Genomic DNA, 25053 nt, shown 5'->3' on the forward strand with positions numbered 1-25053 from the left:
CTCCACTGCGGCTGATCAGATACGCCGAGGTGGCAGGTTTTGGGGCTGCTTCGCAGCCCAACGGGGGACAAGCCCCCTCGCCACAGGTACGCACAAAACAAAAGGCCTCGCAATGCGAGGCCTTTCATAGGGGCGGCGATCTCTTCAACTCGCGGGCCTCATCCCTTGGGACATTCCAAACATAAACAGCAAAAGCTGATGATCAGGCTGCGTAACCCCCGTGGTCTTGGCGATGCGCGGCAGCGGGCATTGCCCACCACTGTGCTCCGCGCTGAGGACTTCTGTGCGGGGCTGCTCCCAGGCAGCCAGGGCCAGGGAGGCGATGCCCAAGGCCCCCACCAGAAACAAACCTCGTGCTATTTCTAGCTTCATTAGGTTAAACCCTTGATAGCGCTGCCAAACGCCGTTTCGTAAAAGTAGCTGAGTTTTTGCCAGTCGGCGGCATTCCACGACGAATGGCGACGCAATTGCTCCATGTCATGGGCGGCGGCCCGCCGGGCGGTCAAGCGTTGGCGACACTTTTCCAGATCCAGTAGCGCCACTGCCACCGTCGCGCCCTCACCCGCCCCGCTGACCCGCACAAAGATATGCTTGCTGTACAAGCAGCCATGCTGCCAACGCCCTTTGTGCATGCGCGCCAGGGTTTGCGCCAGTTCATCAAGCAGTCGCTCATGCGCCAGTTCCCCGCATTGCTCGCGGCCACCGGTGGCGTACCAGCTGTCGATTTCCTCGAAACCCTCCAATGACGCCGTCACCAACAAGGCCTTCCATTGATGTTCAGGGTCACGACGGGCGCCACAGAACACCAACTCCGGAACACCGACATCGAGCAAACGCAGGCCCCTGAGCGCATCACGCTCACGCAGCACCGTAGGCCGCCCAAAGGGGTGCAGCCAGCTGCGATAGGTATGACCGGTCTGGCGCTTGCTGTAGAGCAGCCGCCCATTGGTCCCGATCACCCGCTGTACGCCGCTTTCGCCACCACGACGTCGATTGGGTGCCTCGACCCACTCGCCCTGCTGCCGCCAAAAATAATCAAACCGCTCTTCGGGAGCTACGTGACTGCCTGCTACGTACTCAACTGCCATCCTGCTACCTCTTGCGCAATACATACACTCGCCACATGGCGTACAGCGGTATGAAGTCCAAATACTCCTGGACGCGGAAACCAGCTTGCTCAAACTCAGCTTCAACAGTAGCAGCCGGTAACACAAATCGATTTCGGTAACTGTCTTGCTCACTTTTGTTGCGGCGCTGCACTTCCAGGCGCTTGCGTTTCCAGGCCTTGAAGTTGCCATCCACCCACAATGAAATGATCACGCTGTCGCGGGTAACTCGTTGAAATTCCTTCAATATCGCCATTCGGTGGGCAGGATCGCCAATGTGGTGCAACAGGCGCATGCAAAAAATGCTGTCCACGGCGTTATCTGGCAAATCGATATCAAAGGCAGATGTCTGCAAGGGCCGTACCTGCTTGACCACATCCGCCGGTTGCGACCCCATGGCGATGTTCAGCATGGACTCGGAATTGTCCGCACCAATAACGATCCGGTTGGGCTTTTCTGTCAGCAGCGGCCAGAAACGTCCGGCACCGCACGGCAAGTCCAATACCAGGCCAGGCTCACCGGCCATCGCCAGCGCACCACGGGCCAATTGCTCGTCCCGTTTGTGGGATAACCGGCGCGCCAAAGTGTCCTGGTGTTTAAGCAAGTACTGCTGAGCGTGCCGGTCGTCGTACTTGTCGGAAAATTCAAGCTTGATCGGGGTAGCCATCAACGGGTCTCCTGGACTGATGCCTACAACCTTAAGCAGTCGCACGTCATCCGCAGGTCAACCCTTTGTGAAAAAAACGTCCCGTCCAACCCCAAAGAATTACAAGGTTTTACAGGGAAAAAGCATGGCAGGAGGCCATCTTCGTCGAAAAGGAGGGAGTCTGCCCCAGGATAGGGGCAGGAACGGATCAGGGTTTGACGTGGCTCAATTCAACATGGAAACGGCAGCCGCTGGGTTCCATGGTGCTGAGACTGACGACCCAGCCCTGGTTATCGCAGATCCGCTGCACCAGCGATAACCCCAGGCCCAGGCCATCGCCGCGTTTTTCATTGCCGCGTACAAAGGGCTCGAACATGGCTTCGCGCTTGTCCTCGGGGATGCCCACGCCGGTGTCTTCCACCACAAACCCCGTGGGTTCCAGGGTCAGGCGGATAAAACCCTGTTCCGTGTAATGCAGGGCGTTGCGCAACAGGTTACCCATCACCGCATGCAAAAAGGTCGCGTTGTAGCAGATATCGAGGGGGGTGCCCGGCTGGTAGAACAGCTCGATGCCCTTGCGCTCGATGGGTTCACGCCAGATCCCCAGCAAGTCCTCGGCGACTTGGGTCAGGCTGACCTGGGGTGACATGGTGGTGTCGTCATGCTGGGCACGGGCCAGCATCAGGAAGGTTTGCACCAGCTCGCGCATTTCCTCGCAGGCCCGGGCGATGCGCTCGACCTGTTTGCGTCCCCGTGCGTCAATGGCCGGGTTTTCCAGCAGCAGTTCGCAGGAACTGGCCAGCACCATCAGCGGCGTCCGCAGTTCATGGCTGACATCACTGGTAAACAGGCGCTCACGGGTCAGCGCCTGGCGTAGGCGGCCGAGGGTGGCGTCGAACGCCACTGCCAGCTCGCCCACTTCGTCGGCGGCGTAGTCCGGAGCCAACGGCGGGGCCAGACCCAACAATTGGTCACGATGACGCACCTGGCGCGCCAGGCGCACCACCGGAGCCATCACCTTGCGGGCCAGGACCCAGCCGAGGAATACCGCCAGCGCCAGGCTGAGAACAAACCCCACCAGCACCACCGCAAACAGCACCCGCTCGCGCTCTTCAAAATCGCTCTGGTCTTGCAGTAGAACATAACGCCGGCCGTCTACGATCTCGACCATGGCGTGGTAGGACAGCGCTTCGCGAAACACTTCGTGAAAGCCCGCATCCAGATGCCGCAAGTCCTTGGGCAGCTCAAAATCCCCGCGCCCGCCGCTGAAGTAGAACAACTGGTCCGGCTCGGGCCGGTGGCGCCAGTCTTCGACACTGTCCATCAGCAGCAGGCGTTGCAAATCGCCGCCCAGGCCCGCTGAAATCAGTTTTTCTTCCACCAGGTGCACCGTGGCGACGATGCCCATGGCAAAGGCCCCCGCCACCAGCGCGCTCATCAGCGCAAAGGCGATGATGATCCGCTGGGCAAGGCTTTGCTTAAACTCCATCACGGCCCTCGGCCAAGCGATAACCCACGCCATGCACGGTTTGCAGCAATGGCTTGGCAAATGGCTTGTCGATCACCTGGCGCAGTTGGTGGACATGGCTGCGCAGGCTGTCGCTGTCCGGGCAGTCATCGCCCCATAGGGCTTCTTCCAACACTTCGCGACGCAGGACGTGAGGGCTTTTCTGCATCAGCACGGCGAGCAGTTTCAGGCCGACCGGGTTGAGCTTGAGCAAACGCCCTTCGCGGGTCACTTCCAGGGTATCGAGGTCGTAGGACAGATCACCGACTTGCAGCTCCCGCCGACCACCGCCCTGGGCCCGACGCAGCACCGCTTCGATACGTGCGGCCAACTCCGATAGGGCAAACGGCTTGAGCAGGTAGTCGTCGGCACCCGACTTGAAACCTTGCAGGCGGTCGTCCAGTTGATCGCGAGCGGTGAGCATGATCACCGGCGTATCGCGACGCGCATCTTCACGCAGGCGTTTGCACAGGGTGTAGCCATCAATGCCGGGCAGCATGATATCGAGCACGATCAGGTCGTAATGCTCGGTGGCGGCCAGGTGCAGGCCTGACAAACCGTCCTGCGCACAGTCCACGGTGTAGCCCTTGAGCCCCAGGTAATCCGCCAGGTTGGCCAGAATATCGCGGTTGTCTTCAACCAATAAAATTCGCATGGGCAGTGTCTCCGTACGCGGTAACGGCCTTGTTGGCTCGCGCAGCTTAAGGCCAAGTATGGCTTACCGCTAGGGCTGAGCGGTCAACCTATAAATCTTTTCAACCGATTGCCCATTGCAACGAGTTTTTCACTATCGCTTCACAGCTCGACTACAGTGCCAGAGTGAAAATCGCCCCCCATTGATATAAGGAACTTGGATATGGGTTTTATCAAAACTGCGCCAATGCGCTATTTGCTGTTGGTAACCGGCGCCTGGCTGGTCATTTTTCTATTGACCCGCAGCGTACTGCTCCTAACCCACATGGATGAAGTCAGCGGCAACCTGCTGCCCGTGTTCGGCGTAGGCCTGCTCTACGACCTGGGTTTCCTGGCCTATGCCGCGCTGCCCCTGGGCCTGTATCTGCTGCTGTGTCCACCCGCTCTCTGGCGGCGACGCGGCCATCGCTGGTTCCTGCAAGGCGTACTGACCGTCAGCCTGTTCGCCATGTTGTTCACCTCAGTGGCCGAATGGCTGTTCTGGGATGAGTTCGGCGTGCGCTTCAATTTTATTGCCGTCGATTACCTGGTGTACTCCGATGAGGTGTTGAACAACCTGTTGGAGTCCTACCCGATCGGCAAGCTGTTGAGCCTGTTGGCGATACTGGCGATTGTCTTGAGCCTGGCCTTGCGCAAACTGTTCAACGCCGCACTCGACTCACCGCTGCCGGCCATGCGCGGGCGCTTGGTCAATGCCTTGGGGCTGCTGCTGGTCGCCGGCCTGAGCCTGCAGTTGATCAGCCAGGACAGCCCCCGTAGCCAGGGTGGTAACGCCTATAACAACGAGCTGGCGAGCAATGGCCCTTACCAATTCTTCGCTGCGTTCCGCAACAATGAACTGGACTACAGCCAATTCTACAAAAGCCTGCCGGCCGACATTGTAGCCCGCCAATTACGTCCGGAACTCAGTGAACCCAATGCCCGTTTCATCGGCACTGACCCACTGGATATCCGCCGCGCCATCGACAACCCCGGCACCCTGCGCAAACCCAATATCGTCCTGGTGACCATCGAAAGTTTCAGCGCCAAATACATGGGCAGTAATGGCGATGGACGCAACCTGACCCCCAACCTTGATGAGTTGCGTAAACACAGCCTGTATTTCAACAATTTCTACGCCACCGGTACCCGCACCGACCGCGGCCTGGAGGCCATTACCCTGGCCATTCCGCCCACTCCAGGGCGCTCCATCGTCAAGCGGATTGGCCGGGAAAGCGGCTTTGCCAGCCTGGGTCAACAGCTCAGTGCAATCGGTTATGACAGCGTGTTTGTGTATGGTGGCCGCGGCTACTTCGACAATATGAATGCATTTTTCAGCGGCAACGGTTATCGGGTGGTCGACCAGAGCAGTGTCGCCGAATCCGAAATCAGCTTTAAAAACGCCTGGGGCATGGCCGATGAAGACCTCTTCAAGCAAACCTTGAAGCTGGCGGATGCCGGTTATGCCAAGCAGCAACCGTTTCTATTGCAGTTGATGACCACCTCCAACCACCGGCCCTACACCTATCCGGACGGCAGGATCGACATCAAGTCCGGCAATGGTCGTGACGGTGCGGTGAAATACACCGACTACGCCATCGGCCAGTTCCTGCAGGCGGCACGCCAAAAACCGTGGTTCGACAATACGATCTTCGTGTTTGTCGCCGACCACACTGCCGGCAGCGCGGGCCAGGAAGACTTGCCCATCGCCAACTACCAGATTCCGTTGTTTATCTACGCGCCGAAATTGATCGAGGCCCGGGAAAGCGCACAACTGGCCAGCCAGATCGACATCGCCCCGACCCTTCTGGGCCTGTTGAACCTAAGCTATGAATCGACATTTTTCGGCCGCAACCTGTTGCAGGACAACCCGTTGCCACCTCGTGTGGTGGTCGGCAACTATCAGCACCTGGGCTTGTTTGACGGTACCAACCTGGCCATCCTCAGCCCACGCCAAGGCCTGCGGCGCCATGACCAGGCCCTGGGGGCAAGCCAGGAATCGCGGAGCGACAGCGATGATCCGCTGATCCTGCGCGCGATCACTTACTACCAGGCGGCCAGTTATAACTTCAAGCAACACCTGCTGAACTGGAAGTTACCCAAGAACGCAGCAGCCCTGTAGGAGCGAGCTTGCTCGCGAAGAACCTGAGGGCGATGCGTTTGTTCATGGTGAACGCATTATCGTTGACGTTTTTCGCGAGCAAGCTCGCTCCTACAGATGCACATAAAAAAGCCCCGCCAGCCGAGCCTTCTTTCTTCGGTGCATCCGTGATCGCAGCTTCGGTCGTCAGGATCACTACCAGGCGGCCAGTGATGACTTCAAGCAACGCTTGCTAGAACGCAGCAGCCCTGTAGGAGCGAGCTTGCTCGCGAAGAACCTGAGGGCGATGCGTTTGTTCATGGTGAACGCGTTATCGTTGACGTTTTTCGCGAGCAAGCTCGCTCTTACAGAGGCACATAAAAAAGCCCCGCCAGCATGACGCTGGCGGGGCTTTTTCAGTACAGGGGTAAGGCTGGCTTACATCATGCCGCCCATGCCACCCATGCCGCCCATGTCTGGCATACCGCCGCCAGCCGAGCCTTCTTTCTTCGGTGCATCAGCGATCGCAGCTTCGGTGGTCAGGATCAGACCGCCGATGGAGGATGCTGCTTGCAGCGCCGAACGAGTCACCTTGGTTGGGTCCAGGATGCCCATTTCGATCATGTCGCCGTAGACGCCAGTCGCAGCGTTGTAACCGTAGTTACCTTTGCCGTTCTTGACTTCGTTGACCACAACGCTTGGCTCGTCGCCGGAGTTGGCAGCGATCTGGCGCAGCGGTGCTTCAACAGCACGACGCAGTACAGCAATACCCACGTTCTGGTCAGCATTGTCGCCGGTCAGACCGGTCAGGGCTTCCAGAGCACGGATCAGCGCAACGCCACCGCCAGGTACCACGCCTTCTTCAACGGCTGCACGAGTTGCGTGCAGGGCGTCTTCAACGCGGGCTTTCTTCTCTTTCATTTCAACTTCGGAACCAGCGCCAACCTTGATCACTGCAACGCCGCCAGACAGCTTGGCCAGACGCTCTTGCAGTTTTTCACGGTCGTAGTCCGAGGAGGTTTCAGCAACCTGGGCACGGATCTGGGTGATGCGCGCCTGGATGTCCAGCTCAACGCCAGCACCGTCAACGATGATGGTGTTTTCCTTGGAGATGGTCACGCGCTTGGCGCTACCCAGGTTTTCCAGGGTGGCGCTTTCCAGGCTCAGGCCGATCTCTTCGGAGATAACGGTACCGCCGGTCAGAACGGCGATGTCCTGCAGCATGGCCTTGCGACGGTCGCCGAAGCCTGGAGCCTTGACGGCTGCGACTTTAACGATACCGCGCATGTTGTTCACAACCAGAGTCGCCAGGGCTTCGCCTTCAACGTCTTCGGAAACGATCAGCAGTGGACGGCCGGCTTTGGCAACGGCTTCCAGCACTGGCAGCATTTCACGGATGTTCGAGATCTTTTTGTCGACCAGCAGGATCAGCGGGCTGTCCAGCTCGGCAACCATGGTCTCAGGCTTGTTGACGAAGTACGGGGACAGGTAGCCACGGTCGAACTGCATGCCTTCTACAACCGACAGTTCGTTTTCCAGGCCAGTGCCTTCTTCAACGGTGATCACGCCTTCTTTACCGACTTTTTCCATGGCTTCGGCAATGATGTCGCCGATGGAGCTGTCGGAGTTGGCGGAAATGGTGCCTACCTGAGCGATAGCCTTGGTGTCAGCGCATGGCTTGGACAGGTTTTTCAGCTCAGCAACGATGGCGATGGTCGCCTTGTCGATGCCGCGCTTGAGGTCCATCGGGTTCATGCCGGCAGCGACGGCTTTGTAGCCTTCGTTGACGATTGCCTGAGCCAGAACGGTGGCGGTGGTGGTGCCGTCGCCTGCGTCATCGTTGGCACGGGAGGCAACGTCTTTGACCAGCTGCGCGCCCATGTTTTCGAAACGGTCTTCCAGTTCGATTTCTTTGGCTACGGAAACGCCGTCCTTGGTGATGGTCGGAGCGCCGAAGCTCTTCTCGATGATCACGTTACGGCCTTTCGGGCCCAGGGTCGCTTTTACTGCGTCAGCCAGGATGTTGACACCGGTGAGCATTTTCTTGCGGGCGGAATCGCCGAATTTAACTTCTTTAGCAGCCATGATCGATATTCCTTAAATACTTTGTAGTAACGGGAAAATGAGCGGGGAATCAGTCTTCCAGAACGGCGAGAATCTCGTTCTCAGCCATAACCAGCAGGTCTTCGCCGTCGACTTTCACAGTGTTGCTGCCGGAGTAAGGACCGAATACAACCTTGTCACCGACTTTAACGGCCAGCGCACGCACTTCACCATTTTCCAGAGTCTTGCCTGGGCCTGCAGCGACGATCACACCGTGGTTGGCTTTTTCAGCAGCCGAACCTGGCAGAACGATACCGCCAGCGGTTTTCTTTTCTTCTTCGCTGCGACGGATAACGACGCGGTCGTGCAGAGGACGAAGCTTGCTCATTGTCGATCTCTCCTAATTGTAAGTTTCATCGGCCGGTATCAGTACCGGCTGGTTGTAATCCGGCGGTGCCGGTCGCGGTTCGCCAGGCGAAACGCGGAAGTCTGTCTGGTGTCGCCACCAGAAACCTTGCGGTGACCGTTACATAAGGGCGTATATGCTTATTACAAGGGCCACAAGTGAAAATTTTTGTGTCAGCAAGGCACCCAAAGGCGCCTTATCTGGGATGGCGTTACTTGGAGTCGCGGTGTTCGAACTCACCTTCGATCACATCACCTTCGCGCCCCAGGGGCTGGCGAGGTGCCGGGCCGCCACGTGGCTGCAGGTCATCGGCAAAGGCGCGCTGGCGGATCGCCGCTTCTTCGGCACGCTGGCGCAGCTTGCCTGCCAGCAACCGACGAGTGAATGGCAGCAACAGAATCAAGCCCAGCACATCGCTGACAAAACCCGGCACGATCAACAGGCCACCGGCCAAGGCCATCATCAGGCCTTCAAGCATCGTCTGGGCTGGCAGTTCGCCGCGATTCAGGCTTTCACGGGCACGCAGTGCAGTGGCCAGGCCGGCGATACGCAGCACGAACACGCCGAGCATCGAGCCGAGAATGATCAGCAGCAGCGCCGGGAAAAACCCGATAGCCCCGCTGACCTTGACGAATACGAACAGCTCCAGCACCGGAAACAGCAGAAAGAGCAATAAAAAAGGGCGCATCAAATGGTTCCTCAACGCAAGAATGCCTTGCTACTAGACCTTAGATGACGTCGCCCTTTCGTGAATTCAAGCTTCGGTAACAGCTTTTTTCGGCCAGACCTGGGCGTGAGCCAGGGAAACCAAGGCCTCGCGCACTTGTGTCGGGGTATTGCAAGTTGCGGCAAAGGGCAGCCAATACACGCCCAGGCCGATGCGCAAGTGCATGCCTTCGCTGTCGATGCCGACCAGTTGTGCGGGCTCGAACGTCGGCAAGCCAGCCAGCTCGACGTAATGGGCAATGGCCTTGGTGTGATCGCTGTTCATGTGCTCGATCATGCTCAGCTCGGCCTTGCCAGCAAACGGATTGGCCAGGGTCAGTTGGTCAACCCAGTGGATCGCGCCGAAGCCGCCGATATAACGATGACGCACCGGCTTGAGCACCCAGAAATCGAAGTCATGGGCCTTGTGGTAGTTCGCCGAATCCGGGAAATACCGATAGTAACGCTCGGCGGCAGCGGCGATGGCCGCCTCGTCCTCGAGCTTTTCGGCTTCGGCCAGGTAGGTTAGGCGCCCGACGGCCTGCACGTCATCCGCCTCACGCTCGCCCACCAGCAATGAGCATTTTGGATCTTTTTGCAGGTTATGGGTGTGCTGGGCAATACGGCTGATCAGGATCAGCGGCCGGCCCTCTGCGTCCAGGCAATAAGGCACCACCGAACCAAAGGGAAAGCCAGGCATGGCCTTGGAGTGTGTGGCGAGCGCCCCACGGTATTCCTTGAGCAGTAGTTCTCGGGCATTCTTGGCAACGTGGACGCTCAACTTATGACTCCTTCGATAAGATCCGTCACAAAACGGACTTGGACAACCGCTTAAATCTGCTCACAGGACATGCGAATGCATCTCAACGACAAAGTAATCATTATCACCGGCGGTTGCCAGGGTTTGGGCCGTTCCATGGCTGAGTATTTTGCAAGCAAAGGTGCTCACTTGGCACTGGTGGACCTCAATCAGGAAAAGCTCGATACGGCAGTGGCTGCATGCCAGTCCCATGGCGTCACCGCACGCAGCTATCTATGCAACGTGGCAGATGAAGAACAGGTGACACATACCGTGGCTCGGATCGCCGATGATTTCGGCGCGATCCACGGTTTGATCAACAACGCTGGAATCCTGCGCGATGGCTTGTTGCTTAAGGTCAAGGACGGCGAGATGACCAAGATGAGCCTGGCCCAGTGGCAGGCGGTGATCGACGTCAATCTGACCGGCGTGTTCCTCTGCACCCGCGAAGTGGCGGCGAAGATGGTCGAGCTGAAAAGCCAGGGCGCCATTATCAACATCTCGTCGATCTCCCGCGCGGGGAATGTGGGCCAGACCAACTATTCGGCGGCCAAGGCCGGCGTAGCCGCAGCGACGGTGACCTGGGCCAAGGAACTGGCGCGTTATGGCATCCGTGTAGCGGGGATTGCGCCGGGCTTTATCGAGACCGAAATGACGCTGGGCATGAAGCCCGAAGCGCTGGAGAAGATGACGTCGGGGATCCCGCTCAAGCGCATGGGCCGGCCACAAGAGATCGCCCACTCGGCTGCCTATATCTTCGAGAACGACTACTACACCGGGCGCATCCTGGAGCTGGATGGCGGGTTGCGGTTGTAATAGCAGGGCTGCCCAGTGTCTGGAGCTGGCTTACCGGCGATGCAGGCACCTCGAGGTGATGCTATCGCTGGCAAGCCAGCTCCCACAGGAGGGTGGCTTACCAGGTCACGCCAAAGCCTGCGGTGTAACGGGTCTTGCTCAAGTCGCTGTCCGAACTGCCGCTGATGATGTCGCGCTCAGCCTTGAGGTTGAGGGAAGCCCATTCGGTGACTTTATAACGCAGGCCCATTTCGGCATCGAGGGCGTAGTCGGCCGGACCGGCCAGGGGTTTGCCCACTTCGCCGTTGGTGAAAAACTCCACGGTCTTGCCGATCAGGTAGCGGTTGTAGTCCCACTTCATCGCCAGGGAATAGAAGTTGTCGTTACCGCCGTCCTTGTACTCATAGTCAGTGCGGTTGAGCAACGAGCCCAGGGAGAATGCCCCCAGCTCATCGTCCCAGAACTGATAACCCGGACCGGTACCGACGGTGCGCTGGCGACGCAGGTCTTCAACTTTGTCGTGCTTGTAGGTCAAGCGCCCCTGCCAGAACCACTGGTCGGTAATAAAGCGGTCCAGCGCGTACTCGGCGCGCCAGTTATCGGTGGTGACCACCTCGTTCTGGAATTCGCGGTTGTATTCGCCTTCGGCTATATGGCGCCACTTGCCGTGACGGGCAGTGGTCTTGAAGTCGATGTCATAGTCGTCGGTGTCTTTTTCCGCACGCTTGTAGTCCAGCGCCACGTCGACATTGCCCTTCCACACCAGGTCTTCGATCACAGGCTTGGGCTTGATGATCTGCTGGATGCTGGCCAACTCCACCGTCTTCGGTGTCTCGCCGTTGGCCAGGACCACCTTGCCACCCTCGGCCGGATGCAGGGACTTGGCCTTCTCGCCGATGTAGGCATCCTGCTTGACCAGCAACTCCTGGTCGCTTTCCAGGGTTTTTACCTGCTTCCAGTCCACCGGGATTGCACCCGCGTATTCGGTCTGGATCAACAGTTTGCCGCCGTCGAAAACCTTGATCTTGCCAGTCAGGCGATCACCGTTTTTCAACCAGACCGTATCGGCCAGCACAGGGGTAGAAGCAGTAAAGACAGCGAGGCACAGCAGGGTTCTGGACAACATAAGCGGTTATGGGGCTCAAGTTTGGCGAAAAAGGAGGCATTATCGGCGTAGCTGAAGTCTTAGCAAGGACTGACTCAAGGTTTTCTATTGAGTTCAAATCTCAACAGCATTTTTACAGACGTTTCTTACATATCCACGACCAATTTCAACAGAGTCGCCTGAACAGTGAACGAGCCCGCCGACACCCCGCAAAACCCGGCCGAAATGCGCCGTACCGCGCTGTACCTGACCTTGGCCCAAGTGCCCGAAGGCTGCGTAGTCAGTTACGGCGAACTGGCGCACCTGGCCGGACTGGGGCGTGCCGCGCGCTTCGTGGGCCGCACGTTGAGCCAACTTCCCGAGGGTTCGAAGTTGCCCTGGCATCGGGTTGTCGCCGCCGGCGGTCGGATAAGTCTGCCGGTGGGCAGCGCTTCGGGTGATGAACAACGTGCGCGTTTGCGTAGCGAAGGTGTCAGTATCCTGAACAATCGCGTTGATATTCAGCGCCATGGCTGGCGCCCGGTAGAGCACAGCGGTTAGAGTGCGCGCTTTGTTTCCGTAAATCTGAGGCAGACTCCAGCCCATGCCCCGTAAAACCTGGCGCGCCGCGCTCGCTGCCTATGCCAGCCCCTCGACTTTAGTGCTGTTACTGCTCGGTTTTGCCGCCGGCCTGCCTTACATGTTGGTGTTCTCGACGCTTTCGGTCTGGTTGCGCGAAGCCGGTGTGGCACGCGAGACCATCGGCTATGCGAGCCTGATCGGCCTGGCGTATGCGTTCAAGTGGGTCTGGTCACCGCTGTTGGACCAATGGCGCCTGCCGCTGTTGGGCAAGCTGGGACGTCGTCGTTCCTGGCTGGTGCTGTCCCAATCCCTGGTGATTCTCGGTTTGATCGGCATGGGCTTCTGCGACCCGCAGAAACACCTGTCCTGGCTGATCGCCATTGCCGTTATCGTCGCATTTGCCTCCGCAACCCAAGACATTGCGGTGGACGCCTATCGTCTGGAAATCGCCGATGACAGCCGCCAGGCCGCCCTGGCCGCCAGCTATATGTCCGGCTACCGCATCGCCGCCCTGCTAGCCACCGCCGGCGCGCTGTTCTTTGCCGAAGGCTTCGGCTCCACGGGGTTCAACTACAAGCATTCGGCATGGACCGGCACCTATGTACTGTTCGGCGTGCTGATGATCCCCGCCCTGCTGACCAGCTTTTTCATGCGTGAACCCGATGTGCCCCTGCGCACCCAGTTGCAGGCCGGGCGCTATACGTTTGCCCACCAACTGATGTCGGTATTTGTACTGATCATCCTGTTGGTGTCAGTACCGGCGATGTTCACCCAGCTCTACAACACCGACTTTGCCAGCGTGCTGTTCGAAGGCGTGAGCCTGCTCGACCTGCTGCTGGAAGACCGCGCATTCCTGCGCGCTATCCTCTATATCACCCTCACCGCCCTATGCCTCTCGGCCATGGGCCGTCGAGGCCTGGCGCCGGTGCTGACGCCGGTCAACGACTTTATCCTGCGCTACCGCTGGCAGGCCCTGCTGCTGCTGGGGCTGATCGCCACCTACCGCATGTCGGACACGGTGATGGGCGTGATGGCCAACGTGTTCTATATCGACCAGGGGTTCACCAAGGACCAGATCGCCAGCGTCAGCAAGATCTTCGGCCTGATCATGACCCTGGTCGGCGCCGGTATGGGCGGCCTGTTGATCGTGCGGTTCGGCATCCTGCCGATCCTGTTCATCGGCGGCATCACCTCGGCCGGCACCAACCTGCTGTTCCTGATGCTGGCCGACATGGGCGCCGACCTGCAGATGCTGATCTTCACCATCTCCCTGGACAACTTCAGCTCAGGCCTGGCGACCTCGGCGTTCGTCGCTTATCTATCGAGTCTGACCAACCTGAAGTTCTCCGCCACCCAGTACGCCCTGCTCAGCTCGATCATGTTGCTGTTGCCACGGCTGATCGGCGGTTACTCGGGGGTCATGGTGGAAAAGTTCGGTTATCACAACTTCTTCCTGATCACCGCAATGCTCGGTGTGCCGACGCTGCTGTTGATTGCCTTGCATTGGTACCAGGAAAGCCGACGGATCCGTTTGAATCCCCCCGAAGAAGGTTGACACCTGCAGGGCCGGGCTTGTGTGGGAGCGGGCTTGCCCGCGATAGCATCACCGCGGCTTGCCCGGCACACCGAGGCGCCTGCATCGCAGGCAAGCCAGCTCCCACATAAAGCCAATGCCTGTACTCTGGCGGCGACCGCCCGTACAATCCCAGGTCACTTCAAGTCCAAGCAACCGACAACGGCCTACCATGCGCACCAGTCAATATTTGCTCGCCACACAGAAAGAAACGCCTTCCGACGCGGTCGTGATCAGCCACCAGCTGATGCTGCGCGCCGGTATGATCCGCAAACTGGCCTCCGGCCTGTACACCTGGCTGCCCATGGGCTTGAAGGTGATGCGCAAGGTCGAAGCGATCGTTCGCGAAGAAATGAACGCCGCCGGCTCTCTGGAAGTATTGATGCCGAGCACTCAGCCGGCTGAACTGTGGCAGGAATCCGGGCGCTGGGAAGAGTACGGTCCGGAATTGCTGCGCTTCAAGGATCGTCATGGCCGCGACTTCTGCGCAGGCCCGACCCATGAAGAAGTGATCACCGACCTGATGCGCAACGAGTTGAGCAGCTACAAACAGCTGCCCCTCAACCTGTATCAGATCCAGACCAAGTTCCGTGACGAAATCCGCCCACGCTTCGGCTTGATGCGTGGCCGCGAATTCATCATGAAGGACGCCTATTCGTTCCACGCCGACCAGCCTTCGCTGCAAGTCACCTATGACCGCATGCACCAGGCCTATTGCAACGTGTTCACTCGCCTGGGCCTGAAGTTCCGCCCAGTCGAAGCGGATAACGGTTCCATCGGCGGCGCGGGCTCCCATGAGTTCCACGTACTGGCAGAGTCCGGCGAAGACGATATCGTCTTCAGCGACGGCTCCGACTACGCAGCCAACATCGAGAAAGCCGAAGCCGTGCCACGGGAAACTTCCCGTCCGGCGCCGGCTGAAGAGCTGCGCCTGGTCGATACCCCAGACACCAAGACCATCGCGGCCCTGGTCGAGAAATTCAATCTGCCGATTGAAAAGACCATCAAGACCCTGATCGTGCATGCCGAGGAAGAAGGCAAGCTGATCGCCCTGGTTATCCGTGGCGACCACGAGCTCAACGAAATCAAGGCTGCCCAGCAACCTGGCGTGGCCAGCCCGCTGGTCATGGCCTCGGACGCCGAACTGCGTGACGCCATTGGCGCCGGCGCTGGTTCCCTGGGCCCGCTGAACCTGCCACTGCCGATCATCATCGACCGTTCGGTCGAGCTGATGAGCGACTTCGGCATCGGTGCCAATATCGACGACAAGCACTACTTTGGCGTCAACTGGGAACGTGACCTGCCAGTACCGACCGTGGCCGACCTGCGCAACGTGGTTGCCGGTGACCCAAGCCCGGATGGCAAGGGCACTCTGGAAATCAAACGCGGTATCGAAGTGGGGCACATCTTCCAGCTGGGCAACAAGTACAGCAAGGCGATGAAGTGCGAAGTGCTGGGCGAAAACGGCAAGCCGGTAACCCTGGAAATGGGTTGCTATGGCATTGGCGTTTCCCGCGTGGTGGCGGCTGCCATCGAGCAGAACCACGACGACAAAGGCATCATCTGGAGCGACACCCTGGCGCCGTTCCAGATCGCCCTGGTACCCCTGCGCTACGAAACCGAGCAGGTTCGCGAAGCCACCGACAAACTGTACGCCGAACTGACGGCCGCCGGTTTCGAAGTGCTGCTGGATGATCGCGACAAGAAGACCAGCCCGGGCATCAAGTTTGCCGACATGGAACTGATTGGCATCCCTCACCGGATCGTGGTCAGTGACCGCGGCCTGGCCGATGGCAATCTGGAATACAAGAGCCGGACCGAAGCCGAAGCCCAACCGTTGCCGGTGGCTGACGTGCTGCCCTTCCTTCAGGCGCGTATTCGTCGCTGAAAACCAGATCAAGAGAAGTCATGTTCAAGCGAAACACCAAAGCCCTGGGGGGCGCCGCCTTGTGCGGCGCCCTGCTGGTCAGCGGCTGCGCCAATCAGATGTCGCAGCGTAGCGAGCACGAGGAACGGATCGAGCGCAAATTGCTCGACCACAGCCTGCAGATTGATGTCGGCGACCCCAAAGTGCTCGAGCTGCCACAACGCCGCGTGCGCATTCATGAACAGCGGACTTTCGAAGTCACTGAATTTGAAGTCACGCGCCACTATGATCGCTACACGCCCTACCAACCCTGGCGCGAACTCTATGAGATCCCGCTGGGCGCCGTGGCAGTTGTGGCGGGCGCTGGGGCCAACGTGGCGAACATCTTTGCCCTGGGCAACCTGCCGGACAGCATGACCCACGACTGGATCAGTTACGGCGTGGCCGGGCTCAACCCGTTCATGAACGTGCAGTCCCATGGTCGGGCGCAACAGAACCTGGCGGGCATCGATGAAATCCAGCGTGACCGACGCCTGGAGTACACCAGCCTGCCCTGGAGCGAGCGACCGGTGCAGGTAAAGGCCGGCAAGCAGACCCATGAGATGACCACCGACCGCAACGGAGTCCTGCGCCTGAACCTGCTGGACAGCCCGTTTGCCGAACAAGACCTGAGCCAGGTCCGTACCTTGCGGATCAGCATTGAAGATGCCCAGGACGATGTGCATTCGGACGCATCCCTGGCCATCAGCACCACCCTGCGTGGCAAGCTGCTGGAGGCCCATACGCTGATCTACGACGATCTGGAGGATGACGAAGTCAGCCAATGGGTACATCGGGTCAAGCGCTTGTCGGAGTTGGGTCTGGAAGAAGAAGCCAGCGAGCTGGAACAGAGCCTGATTGAACTGACGCGCAATGATCCCGAATTGCAGCAGGAATTTCTCAAGGCCCTGACCAAGGATGGCGGCCGACTGGTGGCCGACCCCGGCACCCACTGACCCTCTGTAGGAGCCGGCTTGCCGGCTCCTACAGGGACAGTTCCAGCTGTTCATTTCCCACGCTCAAATCGAGCAACCGCACACCAATCCCCAGCAACCGCACCGGCTTACCGCCCCGATTGAACGCCTGGGTCAGCAACTGCCGATAGCTCTCCAGATCCCGCCCCGCCACCGCCTGCTCCAGGGTGGTCTGGGTAAAGTCGTGGAACTTCACTTTGACAAAGGGTTTGCCCGGCCGATAACTGCTGTCGATACGCTGCATGCGCCCAGCCAGTGTTTCCATCAGTTCCGGCAGCTTTTCCAGGCAACTGGGCAGGTCCGGCAGATCGACATCGTAGGTGTTCTCCACGCTGATCGATTGCCGGCGACTGTCGTTATGCACCGCACGATCATCAATCCCACGCGCCAAACTCCATAAGCGCTCACCAAAGCTGCCGAATTCGCGCACCAGCGCCAGCTTGTTCCACTCGCGCAATTGCAGACAATCCTCAATCCCCAGGCGTGCCAGCTTGTCGGCGGTGACCTTGCCGACGCCGTGCAGCTTGCTGACTGGCAACTGCGATACGAAATCTTCCACCTGGTCCGGGGTGATCACAAACAGTCCGTTGGGCTTTTTCCAGTCGCTGGCGATCTTGGCCAGAAACTTGTTGGGTGCCACCCCCGCAGAAACCGTGATGTGCAGCTGATTGGAAACGCGCCGACGGATATCCTGGGCGATGCGTGTGGCGCTGCCGCCAAAATGCGCGCAGTCGGAAACATCCAGGTAAGCCTCGTCCAGGGACAACGGCTCGATCAGATCGGTGTAATCGCGGAAAATCGTGTGGATTTCCTTCGACGCTTCTTTATAGGCATCCATACGCGGCTTGACGATGGTCAGGTCGGGGCACAGTTTCAACGCATGGCGCGACGACATCGCCGAACGCACGCCGTAGGCCCGGGCCTCGTAGTTGCAGGTGGCAATCACCCCGCGCCGGTCCGCCGAGCCCCCTACCGCCAGCGGCTTTTGCGCCAGGCTCGGGTTATCCCGCATTTCGATGGCAGCGTAGAAACAATCACAGTCGACATGGATGATTTTGCGCTGCGTCATATAAAGGAAGGCGTGATCGAGACGTAAAGTAGACGGATCGCCAGTATCGCACTCACACCTGTATATAGCACCAGTACTTTGAATCATCTGACAAAGCGGTAGGAAAAAGCCTCGATGAATTCGTTTTTTCAATCGAAAGACTCCCCCCAATAGAGCTGGAAGCCACGGCCAGACTGGCCTCAAACCCTTCCAGCACGCCTCTTGGAGAGCTAAGCGATTGAAGCACAAGCGCTTTTCTTGAAATCAGCGGTTGACACACAGTCATTCCTCTGTAGAATGCCGACACACAGACGCGGGATGGAGCAGTCTGGTAGCTCGTCGGGCTCATAACCCGAAGGTCGTCGGTTCAAATCCGGCTCCCGCAACCAAACATCAAAAAAGGCTACTCGAAAGAGTGGCCTTTTTTGTGCGCGTCGATTTCCTTCCCATCCTGCAGGAGCGAGCTTGCTCGCGAAGGGCGTTAACGATAACGCGGACATCCAGCATCAACTCGGCGCCCTTGGGCTTTTCGCCAACAAGCTCGCGCCTACAGTGAAAACTCGTTTTCAATCGAGCACTTAGGCTGATTCGCAGTTATTTTGCCCTTTATGTCATTAACGGTTGACACCTCGTCGCTGCGCTGTAGAATGCCGCCCACAGACGCGGGATGGAGCAGTCTGGTAGCTCGTCGGGCTCATAACCCGAAGGTCGTCGGTTCAAATCCGGCTCCCGCAACCAAACATCAAAAAAGGCTACTCGAAAGAGTGGCCTTTTTTGTATCTGTAGAAAAAGTTCTTTTGAAACAATGGCATGGCATCTTTCATGAAACCGCGCGCGGGTTTCGAAGTCCTTCCATTTAAGGGCTATGCTCAAGTGCCGAGCACATCCTTGCGCGACCAATGGACGCTGTCGCCTGCCCCGGTGATCCGCGTTACTATTTGTAATTATTTTGTACATAGGGATTGGTAACTTGGCTGGATACCCCCATCCTGTCGCGCACAATCCAAGAGGTGATTGATGCGCGCCAATTCGTCTGAACCACAAGACACCGTCACAGCTACACAACCGATCGCGCCCACCCGCCTGCGCTGGCTGGATCTGTTGAGCAAGTATCGGCAACCCATTGGGTTGGCGGTCACGCTGCTGCTGTTTGCAATCGCCTTGATCGCCTGCCGCCACTTGCTGCTAGAGCTGGATCTGTACGCCCTCCACGATTCGATCCTGGAAGTACCGAAGCCTTCCCTGCTGGGTGCCTTTGCCGCTGCGATCGCCGGGTTCATCATTCTATTGGGCTACGAATTTTCCGGCGCACGCTACGCCGGAGTAAAACTTCCCGCCAGGACCCTGGCCTATGGCGGTTTTACTGCATTCGCCATCGGCAATGCGATTGGCCTGTCGATGCTGTCCGGCGGCTCGGTGCGCTACCGTCTATATGCACGACATGGCATCGGGGCTTCGGAAGTGGCCCGCATGACCGTATTTGCCAGCCTGGCCTTGGGCTGCGCCTTGCCGCCACTCGCCGCCCTGGCAACCTTGAGCAACCTGCCAGCCGCTTCCAACGCCCTGCACTTGCCCGCAGTGCTGCTTGGCGGGATCGCAGGTGCGGTGTTGTTGCTCTCGGCCGTGTTGTGTATCGGGATCTATCGCCGCCGCCTGCCCGAACAACCCTACCCCGACAACCTGCTGGTCAAGGCTGGCCGCCGCACTTTGCGCCTCCCTGGGCGCCGCCTGACCTTCCTGCAACTGATCATCACCGCCCTGGACGTCGCTGCCGCCGCTACCGTTCTCTATATGTTGCTGCCGGAAGCCCCACCGTTCGGCCCGTTCCTGCTGGTGTACCTGCTGGCGCTCGCGGCGGGCGTGCTCAGCCATGTACCGGGCGGTGTCGGCGTGTTCGAAGCGATCCTGCTGGCCGCGTTTGCCGACAAGCTCGGCGCCGCGCCGCTGGCCGCCGCCCTGCTGCTGTACCGCATGATCTATGTGGTACTGCCACTATTGATCGCGTGCATTCTTCTGCTGATCAACGAAGCTCAACGCCTGTTCCAGACCCAGCACAGCCTGCGGGTGGCCTCGGGTCTCGCGGCACCGGTGTTGGCCGTGCTGGTTTTTTTGTCCGGGGTGGTGCTGCTGTTCTCCGGCGCCACCCCAGAAATCGACTCACGCCTGGAAAACATCGGCTTCCTGATTCCCCACCGCCTGATTGACGCCTCGCACTTTGGCGCCAGCCTGATCGGCGTGCTGTGCCTGTTGCTGGCCCAGGGCCTGCGTCGACGCCTGTCGGCAGCCTGGATGCTGACCATGGTGCTGTTGCTGGTGGGCGCCCTGCTCTCACTGCTCAAAGGCTTCGACTGGGAAGAAGCCAGCCTGATGACCACCACTGCGGTGCTGCTGGCGATCTTCCGGCGCTCGTTCTACCGCGCCAGCCGCCTGACCGAGCTGCCGTTTTCGCCGCTGTACCTGGTGGCCAGCGTGTGCGTGCTGGGTGCGTCGATCTGGCTGCTGCTGTTTGCCTATCAGGATGTACCTTATAGCCATCAACTGTGGTGGCAGTTCACCCTCGACGCCAACGCCCCGCGCGGCCTGCGCTCGCTGCTGGGCGCCGCCATCCTGCTGGTAATTGTGTCGCTGACCTGGCTGTTGCGCACCGCCCGCCCAGTGATCCACCTGCCAACCGCCGATGAGCTGGAACGTGCCACCAAGATCCTGATGGCCTCGTCGCAACCCGACGGCGGCCTGGCACTGACCGGCGACAAGGCCCTGCTGTTTCACCCCAACGACGAAGCGTTCCTGATGTACGCCCGTCGCGGCCGCAGCCTGGTGGCGCTGTACGACCCGATCGGCCCGACCCAGCCACGGGCCGAGATGATCTGGCAGTTCCGCGACCTGTGCGACATTCACCACGCCCGCCCGGTGTTCTACCAGGTGCGCGCGGAGAACCTGCCCTTCTATATGGACATCGGCCTGACCGCGATCAAGCTGGGCGAAGAAGCCCGGGTCGATCTCAAGCGCTTTGACCTGGAGGCCAAGGGCAAGGAGATGAAAGACCTGCGCTACACCTGGAACCGCGGGACGCGGGACGGCCTGTCCCTGGAAATCTTCGAGCCGGGCCAGGCGCCGATGGCGGCGCTGAAAGTCATCTCCGATGCCTGGTTGACGGGTAAGAATGTGCGCGAAAAAGGCTTCTCCCTGGGACGTTTCAGCGACGAATACCTCAAGCACTTTCGCATTGCGGTGATTCGTTTCGAGGGGCAGCCGGTGGCGTTCGCCAACCTGCTGGAGACCTACAGCCATGACCTGGCCAGCCTGGACCTGATGCGCGCGCATCCCGAGGCGCCAAAGCTGACCATGGAGTTCATGATGATCGGCTTGATCCAGCACTATAAGAGCCACAACTATGCGCGCTTCAGCCTTGGCATGGTGCCGCTGTCGGGCCTGCAACCGCGCCGTGGCGCACCGCTGACCCAGCGCCTGGGCTCGATGGTGTTCCGCCGTGGCGAGCAACTGTATAACTTCCAAGGTTTACGCCGCTTCAAAGACAAGTTCCAGCCTGACTGGGAACCTCGTTACATGGCCGTGCCCGCAGGACTTGATCCGCTGGTGGCACTGGCCGATACCGCCGCCCTGATCGCAGGCGGCTTGACTGGATTGGTGAAACGCTGATGATTCGACGCTCCTGGCGGTATGTATTGGCAAGTCTGGTGGTGCTGGCCCTGATTCTCGGTGGCGGCTACTGGTACTGGAGTCGCCCCGCCCCTCAACCGACCCTGGAACAACTGCCCCAGGCCGACGGCTCGACCATGACCCGTGTAACCCCTGGCACCAGCACCAAGGCCCGCGTAGCGGTAGCCGTGATGGCCGACGCCAGCCTGACCGACAGCCAACTGATAGCCCTGAGCCGGGGCGGCAGCGCACAGATCGTGCAAGTGATCCTGCCCAAGGACGATTGCAAGCTGCAGGAGCAAGCCTTGCAGGCGGCCCTCGGCCAGCTCAATGGCCCGGCCACCCTGGTCAGCGGCATCGGCCCTGGCGCCGCGCTGGCCTGGCGCTGGCTGGCAACGCAGAACGACGACAAAGCCAATGCCATCTCCGTGGGCTTCGCCCTGGTCCAGGAAGGCTGCAAGGACCCACTGCCAAAGACCGCCGCCCACGGCAACTGGCTGGTGGCCTGGAACGATAACCCTGACGACGAAAGTGCCAGCTTCGTACGCGACACCCCGCGTGCCACCACCAGCATCAGCGACTACGACATCAACTACCCACAAGTACTGAACAACGAACTGCGCAAGCAACTGGTGGGCTCGGACAATGGCGGCCTGGCGATCCCGGTGGTTGAAGTACCGGCCGGCCAGGCAAAGGACACCGTGACCCTGTTCCTTTCCGGCGACGGCGGCTGGCGCGACCTGGACCGCGACGTGGCCGGCGAGATGGCGAAGATCGGTTATCCGGTGGTCGGCGTCGATACCCTGCGCTACTACTGGCAGCACAAAAGCCCGGAGCAGAGTGCCAAGGACCTGAGCGAGCTGATGCAGCACTATCGCCAAAAATGGGGCACCAAACGCTTTGTACTGACCGGCTATTCGTTCGGCGCCGATGTGCTGCCGGCCATCTACAACCGCCTGCCGGAAGCCGAGCAGCAACGGGTAGACGCTATTATCCTGCTGGCCTTCGCCCGCACCGGCAGCTTTGAGATCGAAGTGGAAGGCTGGCTGGGCAATGCCGGCAAGGAAGCCGCCACCGGCCCGGAAATGGCCAAGCTCCCAGCCGCCAAGGTGGTGTGCATCTACGGCGAGGAAGAAGTCGACGAGAGTGGCTGTACCGACAAGACTGCGGTGGGTGAAGCCATGAAGCTACCGGGCGGCCATCACTTCGACGAGAACTACCCGGCACTGGCCAAGCGCCTGGTGGATATCATCGAGAAGCGCCAGGCCAAGGACGAATAATCCCCCATCCTTTTAGGCGTCGGCTTGCCGGCTCCTGCCCCAAGACACTAAAAAGCCCCCGCTGCCGCACGGCAACGGGGGCTTTTTGTTGGGTTACATTTCTACCTGGGTACCCAGCTCAATCACCCGGTTCACCGGCAGCTTGAAGAAGCGCAGGTTGCCGTTGGCGTTCTTCAGCATGAAAGCGAACAACCCTTCTCGCCAGCGCGCCATGCCCTCGAGCTTGGAGGCGATGACCGTCTCGCGGCTGAGGAAGTACGTGGTGCGCATAGGGCTGAAGTCCAGATCATCCAAGTGACACAGCTTCAGGGCTTCGGGCACGTCCGGCTCGTCGGTAAAGCCGAAGTGCAGGATCACCCGGAAGAAGCCGTCACCGTAGGAGTCCACCTCGAAGCGGCGTTGGGCCGGAACGCGCGGGATGTCTTCATAGACCACCGTCAGCAGCACCACCTGCTCATGCAGCACCTGGTTGTGCAACAGGTTATGCAGCAAGGCGTGGGGCACCGCATCCGGGCGCGCGGTAAGGAACACCGCCGTGCCCTGCACGCGATGGGGCGGCTGCACGCGGATGCTGCCGATAAAGATCGGCAGCGGCAGCCCGCCCTCGTCCAGTCGGTCCACCAGCAATTGCTTGCCGCGCTTCCAGGTGGTCATCAGCACAAACAGCACGATCCCCGCCAACACCGGGAACGCGCCGCCCTGCACGACTTTCGGCACGTTAGCCGCGAAGAACAGGCCATCCACCAGCAAAAAGCCCAGCAGTACGGGCACGGCCAGCACTGGCGGCCATTTCCACAGCAGCAGCATCACGGCGGAGACGAGGATGGTGGTCATCAGCATGGTCCCGGTCACGGCCACACCGTAAGCCGAGGCCAGGGCGCCCGAGGACTCGAAGCCCAGCACCAGCAGGATCACACCGACCATCAGCGACCAGTTCACCGCGCCAATATAGATCTGGCCCTGTTCGGCGCTGGAGGTGTGCTGGATATGCATGCGCGGGATGTAACCCAGCTGGATCGCCTGGCGCGTCAACGAGAACGCACCGGAAATCACTGCCTGGGAAGCAATTACCGTCGCCAAGGTGGACAAGCCCACCAGCGGCAGCAATGCCCAGCTTGGCGCCAGCAGGTAGAACGGGTTGCGCGCAGCTTCAGGGTCGCCCAGCAACATCGCGCCCTGGCCAAAATAGTTGAGCACCAGGGCCGGCAGCACCAGGATGAACCAGGCGCGGGCAATGGGTTTGCGGCCAAAGTGGCCCATGTCGGCATAGAGCGCCTCGGCACCGGTCAAAGCCAGCACCACCGCGCCCAGGATCGCCACGCCGATACCCGGATGAACCATGAAGAAACGCACGCCCCACATCGGGTTCATCGCATTGAGCACTTCGGGATGCTGGACGATGCCATAGATGCCCAGGCCGCCAAGAACCAGGAACCAGGTGACCATCACCGGCCCGAACAGCTTGCCGATGCGGTCTGTCCCGTGCTTCTGGATCAGGAACAACCCCACCAGCACCACCAGCGCTACGGGCACGACCCAATGCTCCAGGCCATCGAACGCCAGCTCCAGGCCCTCGATCGCCGACAATACCGAAATCGCTGGGGTGATCATGCTGTCGCCATAGAACAGCGCCGCACCGCACAAGCCGCACACCACCAGGAAACTGCGCAATCGCGGGTGATTGCCGGCCGCCCGTCGTGCCAGTGCGGTAAGGGCCATGATGCCGCCCTCCCCCTGGTTGTCGGCGCGCAGCACGAACAACATGTATTTGATTGACACCACCCAGATCAGCGACCAGAAGATCAGCGCCAGGATCCCCAGCACCCCATCATGATTGACCTGAACCCCATAGTTGCCAGAAAACACCTCTTTAAGGGTGTAGAGCGGGCTGGTACCGATATCGCCGTAGACCACCCCGACAGCTGCCACCAACATGCCGATTGGCTTTGCGCTGGAATGCCCGGCATCCGCCGCCTGACTATTTGCCTGACCCATCAACCACTCCTGCCCTTTTTGACCTAAGGTCTTTTATAAACAACACAGCTGTATAGCTAAGCCTAAGCTGTTCACAGCATGCGCTGTTTTACTTCTAGTAACAGATGATTTGTTGACCATCGGCTTTACCCAAATGCAACGGCGCGAAGCATAGCGCAGCACTCGTCGTATTTCCCTGCATAAAGCTGGTCA

General features: G+C 59.7%; 20 protein-coding genes and 2 tRNA genes. 10 read left to right on the forward strand and 12 right to left on the reverse strand.

Annotated features, from left to right (window positions below; translation table 11 throughout):
• Positions 1–144: 144 nt before the first annotated feature.
• From HBO09_RS28925 to colR, 5 genes are all read right to left on the reverse strand, one after another.
• The gene (locus HBO09_RS28925) at positions 145–372 is read right to left on the reverse strand and encodes a hypothetical protein (RefSeq protein ID WP_262381222.1); all 228 of its coding nucleotides are present in this window, start codon (positions 370–372) and stop codon (positions 145–147) included.
• Positions 372–1088 (reverse strand): lipopolysaccharide kinase InaA family protein, encoded by a 717-nt coding sequence (locus HBO09_RS12195; RefSeq protein ID WP_169993767.1) that lies wholly within the window; start codon positions 1086–1088, stop codon positions 372–374. The genes HBO09_RS28925 and HBO09_RS12195 overlap by 1 nt, the downstream gene beginning before the upstream one ends.
• Before the next feature lie 4 nt (positions 1089–1092).
• Entirely contained in the window at positions 1093–1773 is a 681-nt protein-coding gene (locus tag HBO09_RS12200; RefSeq protein WP_169993770.1) for a class I SAM-dependent methyltransferase, read from the reverse strand.
• A gap of 187 nt (positions 1774–1960) precedes the next feature.
• On the reverse strand, positions 1961–3241 hold the full coding sequence (locus HBO09_RS12205) for a HAMP domain-containing sensor histidine kinase (protein WP_169993772.1): 1281 nt from the start codon (positions 3239–3241) through the stop codon (positions 1961–1963).
• A complete protein-coding gene (colR, locus tag HBO09_RS12210; protein ID WP_029295378.1) occupies positions 3231–3914 on the reverse strand; it encodes a two-component system response regulator ColR in 684 nt (227 codons plus the stop codon). The genes HBO09_RS12205 and colR overlap by 11 nt, the downstream gene beginning before the upstream one ends.
• A 201-nt stretch (positions 3915–4115) precedes the next feature.
• Between colR and HBO09_RS12215 the strand changes: the two genes are divergently transcribed.
• Entirely contained in the window at positions 4116–6053 is a 1938-nt protein-coding gene (locus HBO09_RS12215; protein ID WP_169993774.1) for an LTA synthase family protein, read from the forward strand.
• A 396-nt stretch (positions 6054–6449) separates the two neighbouring features.
• Here HBO09_RS12215 and groL read toward each other — a convergent pair whose 3' ends face one another.
• The 4 genes from groL to HBO09_RS12235 form a co-directional block, all read right to left on the reverse strand.
• Positions 6450–8096 carry a chaperonin GroEL gene (gene groL, locus HBO09_RS12220; protein ID WP_169993776.1) on the reverse strand — a complete coding sequence of 549 codons (1647 nt, stop codon included), beginning with the start codon at positions 8094–8096 and terminating at the stop codon, positions 6450–6452.
• A 49-nt stretch (positions 8097–8145) separates the two neighbouring features.
• Entirely contained in the window at positions 8146–8442 is a 297-nt protein-coding gene (locus HBO09_RS12225) for a co-chaperone GroES (protein WP_169993778.1), read from the reverse strand.
• Between the two features lie 229 nt (positions 8443–8671).
• Entirely contained in the window at positions 8672–9148 is a 477-nt protein-coding gene (locus HBO09_RS12230) for an FxsA family protein (RefSeq protein WP_057439377.1), read from the reverse strand.
• Between the two features lie 66 nt (positions 9149–9214).
• The gene (locus tag HBO09_RS12235) at positions 9215–9946 is read right to left on the reverse strand and encodes a HugZ family protein (protein ID WP_169993780.1); all 732 of its coding nucleotides are present in this window, start codon (positions 9944–9946) and stop codon (positions 9215–9217) included.
• A gap of 75 nt (positions 9947–10021) precedes the next feature.
• On the opposite strand from HBO09_RS12235, the gene HBO09_RS12240 reads away from it, so the two are divergent.
• Positions 10022–10780: an SDR family oxidoreductase gene (locus HBO09_RS12240; RefSeq protein WP_169993782.1), complete on the forward strand. Its 759-nt coding sequence runs from the start codon at positions 10022–10024 to the stop codon at positions 10778–10780.
• Positions 10781–10877: 97 nt separating this feature from the next.
• Here the strand turns inward: HBO09_RS12240 and HBO09_RS12245 are convergent, their stop codons facing one another.
• Positions 10878–11885: a DUF481 domain-containing protein gene (locus HBO09_RS12245; RefSeq protein ID WP_169993784.1), complete on the reverse strand. Its 1008-nt coding sequence runs from the start codon at positions 11883–11885 to the stop codon at positions 10878–10880.
• Between the two features lie 165 nt (positions 11886–12050).
• Here HBO09_RS12245 and HBO09_RS12250 point away from each other — a divergent pair, with 165 nt between their 5' ends.
• The 4 genes from HBO09_RS12250 to HBO09_RS12265 all read left to right on the forward strand — a co-directional run bounded on the left by HBO09_RS12250 (position 12051) and on the right by HBO09_RS12265 (position 16860).
• On the forward strand, positions 12051–12404 hold the full coding sequence (locus HBO09_RS12250; protein WP_169954607.1) for an MGMT family protein: 354 nt from the start codon (positions 12051–12053) through the stop codon (positions 12402–12404).
• Positions 12405–12447: 43 nt separating this feature from the next.
• Positions 12448–13980: an AmpG family muropeptide MFS transporter gene (locus HBO09_RS12255; protein ID WP_169993786.1), complete on the forward strand. Its 1533-nt coding sequence runs from the start codon at positions 12448–12450 to the stop codon at positions 13978–13980.
• Between the two features lie 190 nt (positions 13981–14170).
• Positions 14171–15886: a proline--tRNA ligase gene (locus HBO09_RS12260; RefSeq protein ID WP_057439372.1), complete on the forward strand. Its 1716-nt coding sequence runs from the start codon at positions 14171–14173 to the stop codon at positions 15884–15886.
• A gap of 20 nt (positions 15887–15906) precedes the next feature.
• Positions 15907–16860 carry a hypothetical protein gene (locus HBO09_RS12265; protein WP_169993788.1) on the forward strand — a complete coding sequence of 318 codons (954 nt, stop codon included), beginning with the start codon at positions 15907–15909 and terminating at the stop codon, positions 16858–16860.
• Between the two features lie 28 nt (positions 16861–16888).
• Here the strand turns inward: HBO09_RS12265 and dinB are convergent, their stop codons facing one another.
• Complete coding sequence (gene dinB / locus HBO09_RS12270) at positions 16889–17947, reverse strand: DNA polymerase IV (RefSeq protein WP_169993790.1); 1059 nt, start codon at positions 17945–17947, stop codon at positions 16889–16891.
• A gap of 291 nt (positions 17948–18238) precedes the next feature.
• Here dinB and HBO09_RS12275 point away from each other — a divergent pair.
• The 4 genes from HBO09_RS12275 (at position 18239) to HBO09_RS12290 (ending at position 22866) form a co-directional block, all read left to right on the forward strand.
• A tRNA-Met gene (locus HBO09_RS12275) sits at positions 18239–18315 on the forward strand.
• 272 nt (positions 18316–18587) lie between these two features.
• Positions 18588–18664: transfer RNA gene (locus HBO09_RS12280), tRNA-Met, on the forward strand.
• Between the two features lie 279 nt (positions 18665–18943).
• On the forward strand, positions 18944–21586 hold the full coding sequence (mprF, locus tag HBO09_RS12285; RefSeq protein ID WP_169993792.1) for a bifunctional lysylphosphatidylglycerol flippase/synthetase MprF: 2643 nt from the start codon (positions 18944–18946) through the stop codon (positions 21584–21586).
• Positions 21586–22866: a virulence factor family protein gene (locus HBO09_RS12290; protein ID WP_169993794.1), complete on the forward strand. Its 1281-nt coding sequence runs from the start codon at positions 21586–21588 to the stop codon at positions 22864–22866. The genes mprF and HBO09_RS12290 overlap by 1 nt, the downstream gene beginning before the upstream one ends.
• 93 nt (positions 22867–22959) lie before the next feature.
• Here the strand turns inward: HBO09_RS12290 and HBO09_RS12295 are convergent, their stop codons facing one another.
• A complete protein-coding gene (locus HBO09_RS12295; RefSeq protein ID WP_169993796.1) occupies positions 22960–24861 on the reverse strand; it encodes a potassium transporter Kup in 1902 nt (633 codons plus the stop codon).
• Positions 24862–25053: the final 192 nt, after the last annotated feature.

It is taken from the genome of Pseudomonas sp. WS 5027, assembly GCF_012985695.1.
In the GTDB taxonomy this organism is placed as follows: Bacteria; Pseudomonadota; Gammaproteobacteria; order Pseudomonadales; family Pseudomonadaceae; genus Aquipseudomonas; species Aquipseudomonas hygromyciniae.

Excerpts from the sequence above, each read along its gene's own strand:
- HBO09_RS28925 (WP_262381222.1), bottom strand. The coding sequence starts at position 372 with ATGAAGCTAGAAATAGCACGAGGTTTGTTTCTGGTGGGGGCCTTGGGC.
- HBO09_RS12195 (WP_169993767.1), bottom strand. The coding sequence starts at position 1,088 with ATGGCAGTTGAGTACGTAGCAGGCAGTCACGTAGCTCCCGAAGAGCGG.
- HBO09_RS12200 (WP_169993770.1), bottom strand. The coding sequence starts at position 1,773 with ATGGCTACCCCGATCAAGCTTGAATTTTCCGACAAGTACGACGACCGG.
- HBO09_RS12205 (WP_169993772.1), bottom strand. The coding sequence starts at position 3,241 with ATGGAGTTTAAGCAAAGCCTTGCCCAGCGGATCATCATCGCCTTTGCG.
- colR (WP_029295378.1), bottom strand. The coding sequence starts at position 3,914 with ATGCGAATTTTATTGGTTGAAGACAACCGCGATATTCTGGCCAACCTG.
- HBO09_RS12215 (WP_169993774.1), top strand. The coding sequence starts at position 4,116 with ATGGGTTTTATCAAAACTGCGCCAATGCGCTATTTGCTGTTGGTAACC.
- groL (WP_169993776.1), bottom strand. The coding sequence starts at position 8,096 with ATGGCTGCTAAAGAAGTTAAATTCGGCGATTCCGCCCGCAAGAAAATG.
- HBO09_RS12225 (WP_169993778.1), bottom strand. The coding sequence starts at position 8,442 with ATGAGCAAGCTTCGTCCTCTGCACGACCGCGTCGTTATCCGTCGCAGC.
- HBO09_RS12230 (WP_057439377.1), bottom strand. The coding sequence starts at position 9,148 with ATGCGCCCTTTTTTATTGCTCTTTCTGCTGTTTCCGGTGCTGGAGCTG.
- HBO09_RS12240 (WP_169993782.1), top strand. The coding sequence starts at position 10,022 with ATGCATCTCAACGACAAAGTAATCATTATCACCGGCGGTTGCCAGGGT.
- HBO09_RS12245 (WP_169993784.1), bottom strand. The coding sequence starts at position 11,885 with ATGTTGTCCAGAACCCTGCTGTGCCTCGCTGTCTTTACTGCTTCTACC.
- HBO09_RS12255 (WP_169993786.1), top strand. The coding sequence starts at position 12,448 with ATGCCCCGTAAAACCTGGCGCGCCGCGCTCGCTGCCTATGCCAGCCCC.
- HBO09_RS12260 (WP_057439372.1), top strand. The coding sequence starts at position 14,171 with ATGCGCACCAGTCAATATTTGCTCGCCACACAGAAAGAAACGCCTTCC.
- HBO09_RS12265 (WP_169993788.1), top strand. The coding sequence starts at position 15,907 with ATGTTCAAGCGAAACACCAAAGCCCTGGGGGGCGCCGCCTTGTGCGGC.
- dinB (WP_169993790.1), bottom strand. The coding sequence starts at position 17,947 with ATGACGCAGCGCAAAATCATCCATGTCGACTGTGATTGTTTCTACGCT.
- mprF (WP_169993792.1), top strand. The coding sequence starts at position 18,944 with ATGCGCGCCAATTCGTCTGAACCACAAGACACCGTCACAGCTACACAA.
- HBO09_RS12290 (WP_169993794.1), top strand. The coding sequence starts at position 21,586 with ATGATTCGACGCTCCTGGCGGTATGTATTGGCAAGTCTGGTGGTGCTG.
- HBO09_RS12295 (WP_169993796.1), bottom strand. The coding sequence starts at position 24,861 with ATGGGTCAGGCAAATAGTCAGGCGGCGGATGCCGGGCATTCCAGCGCA.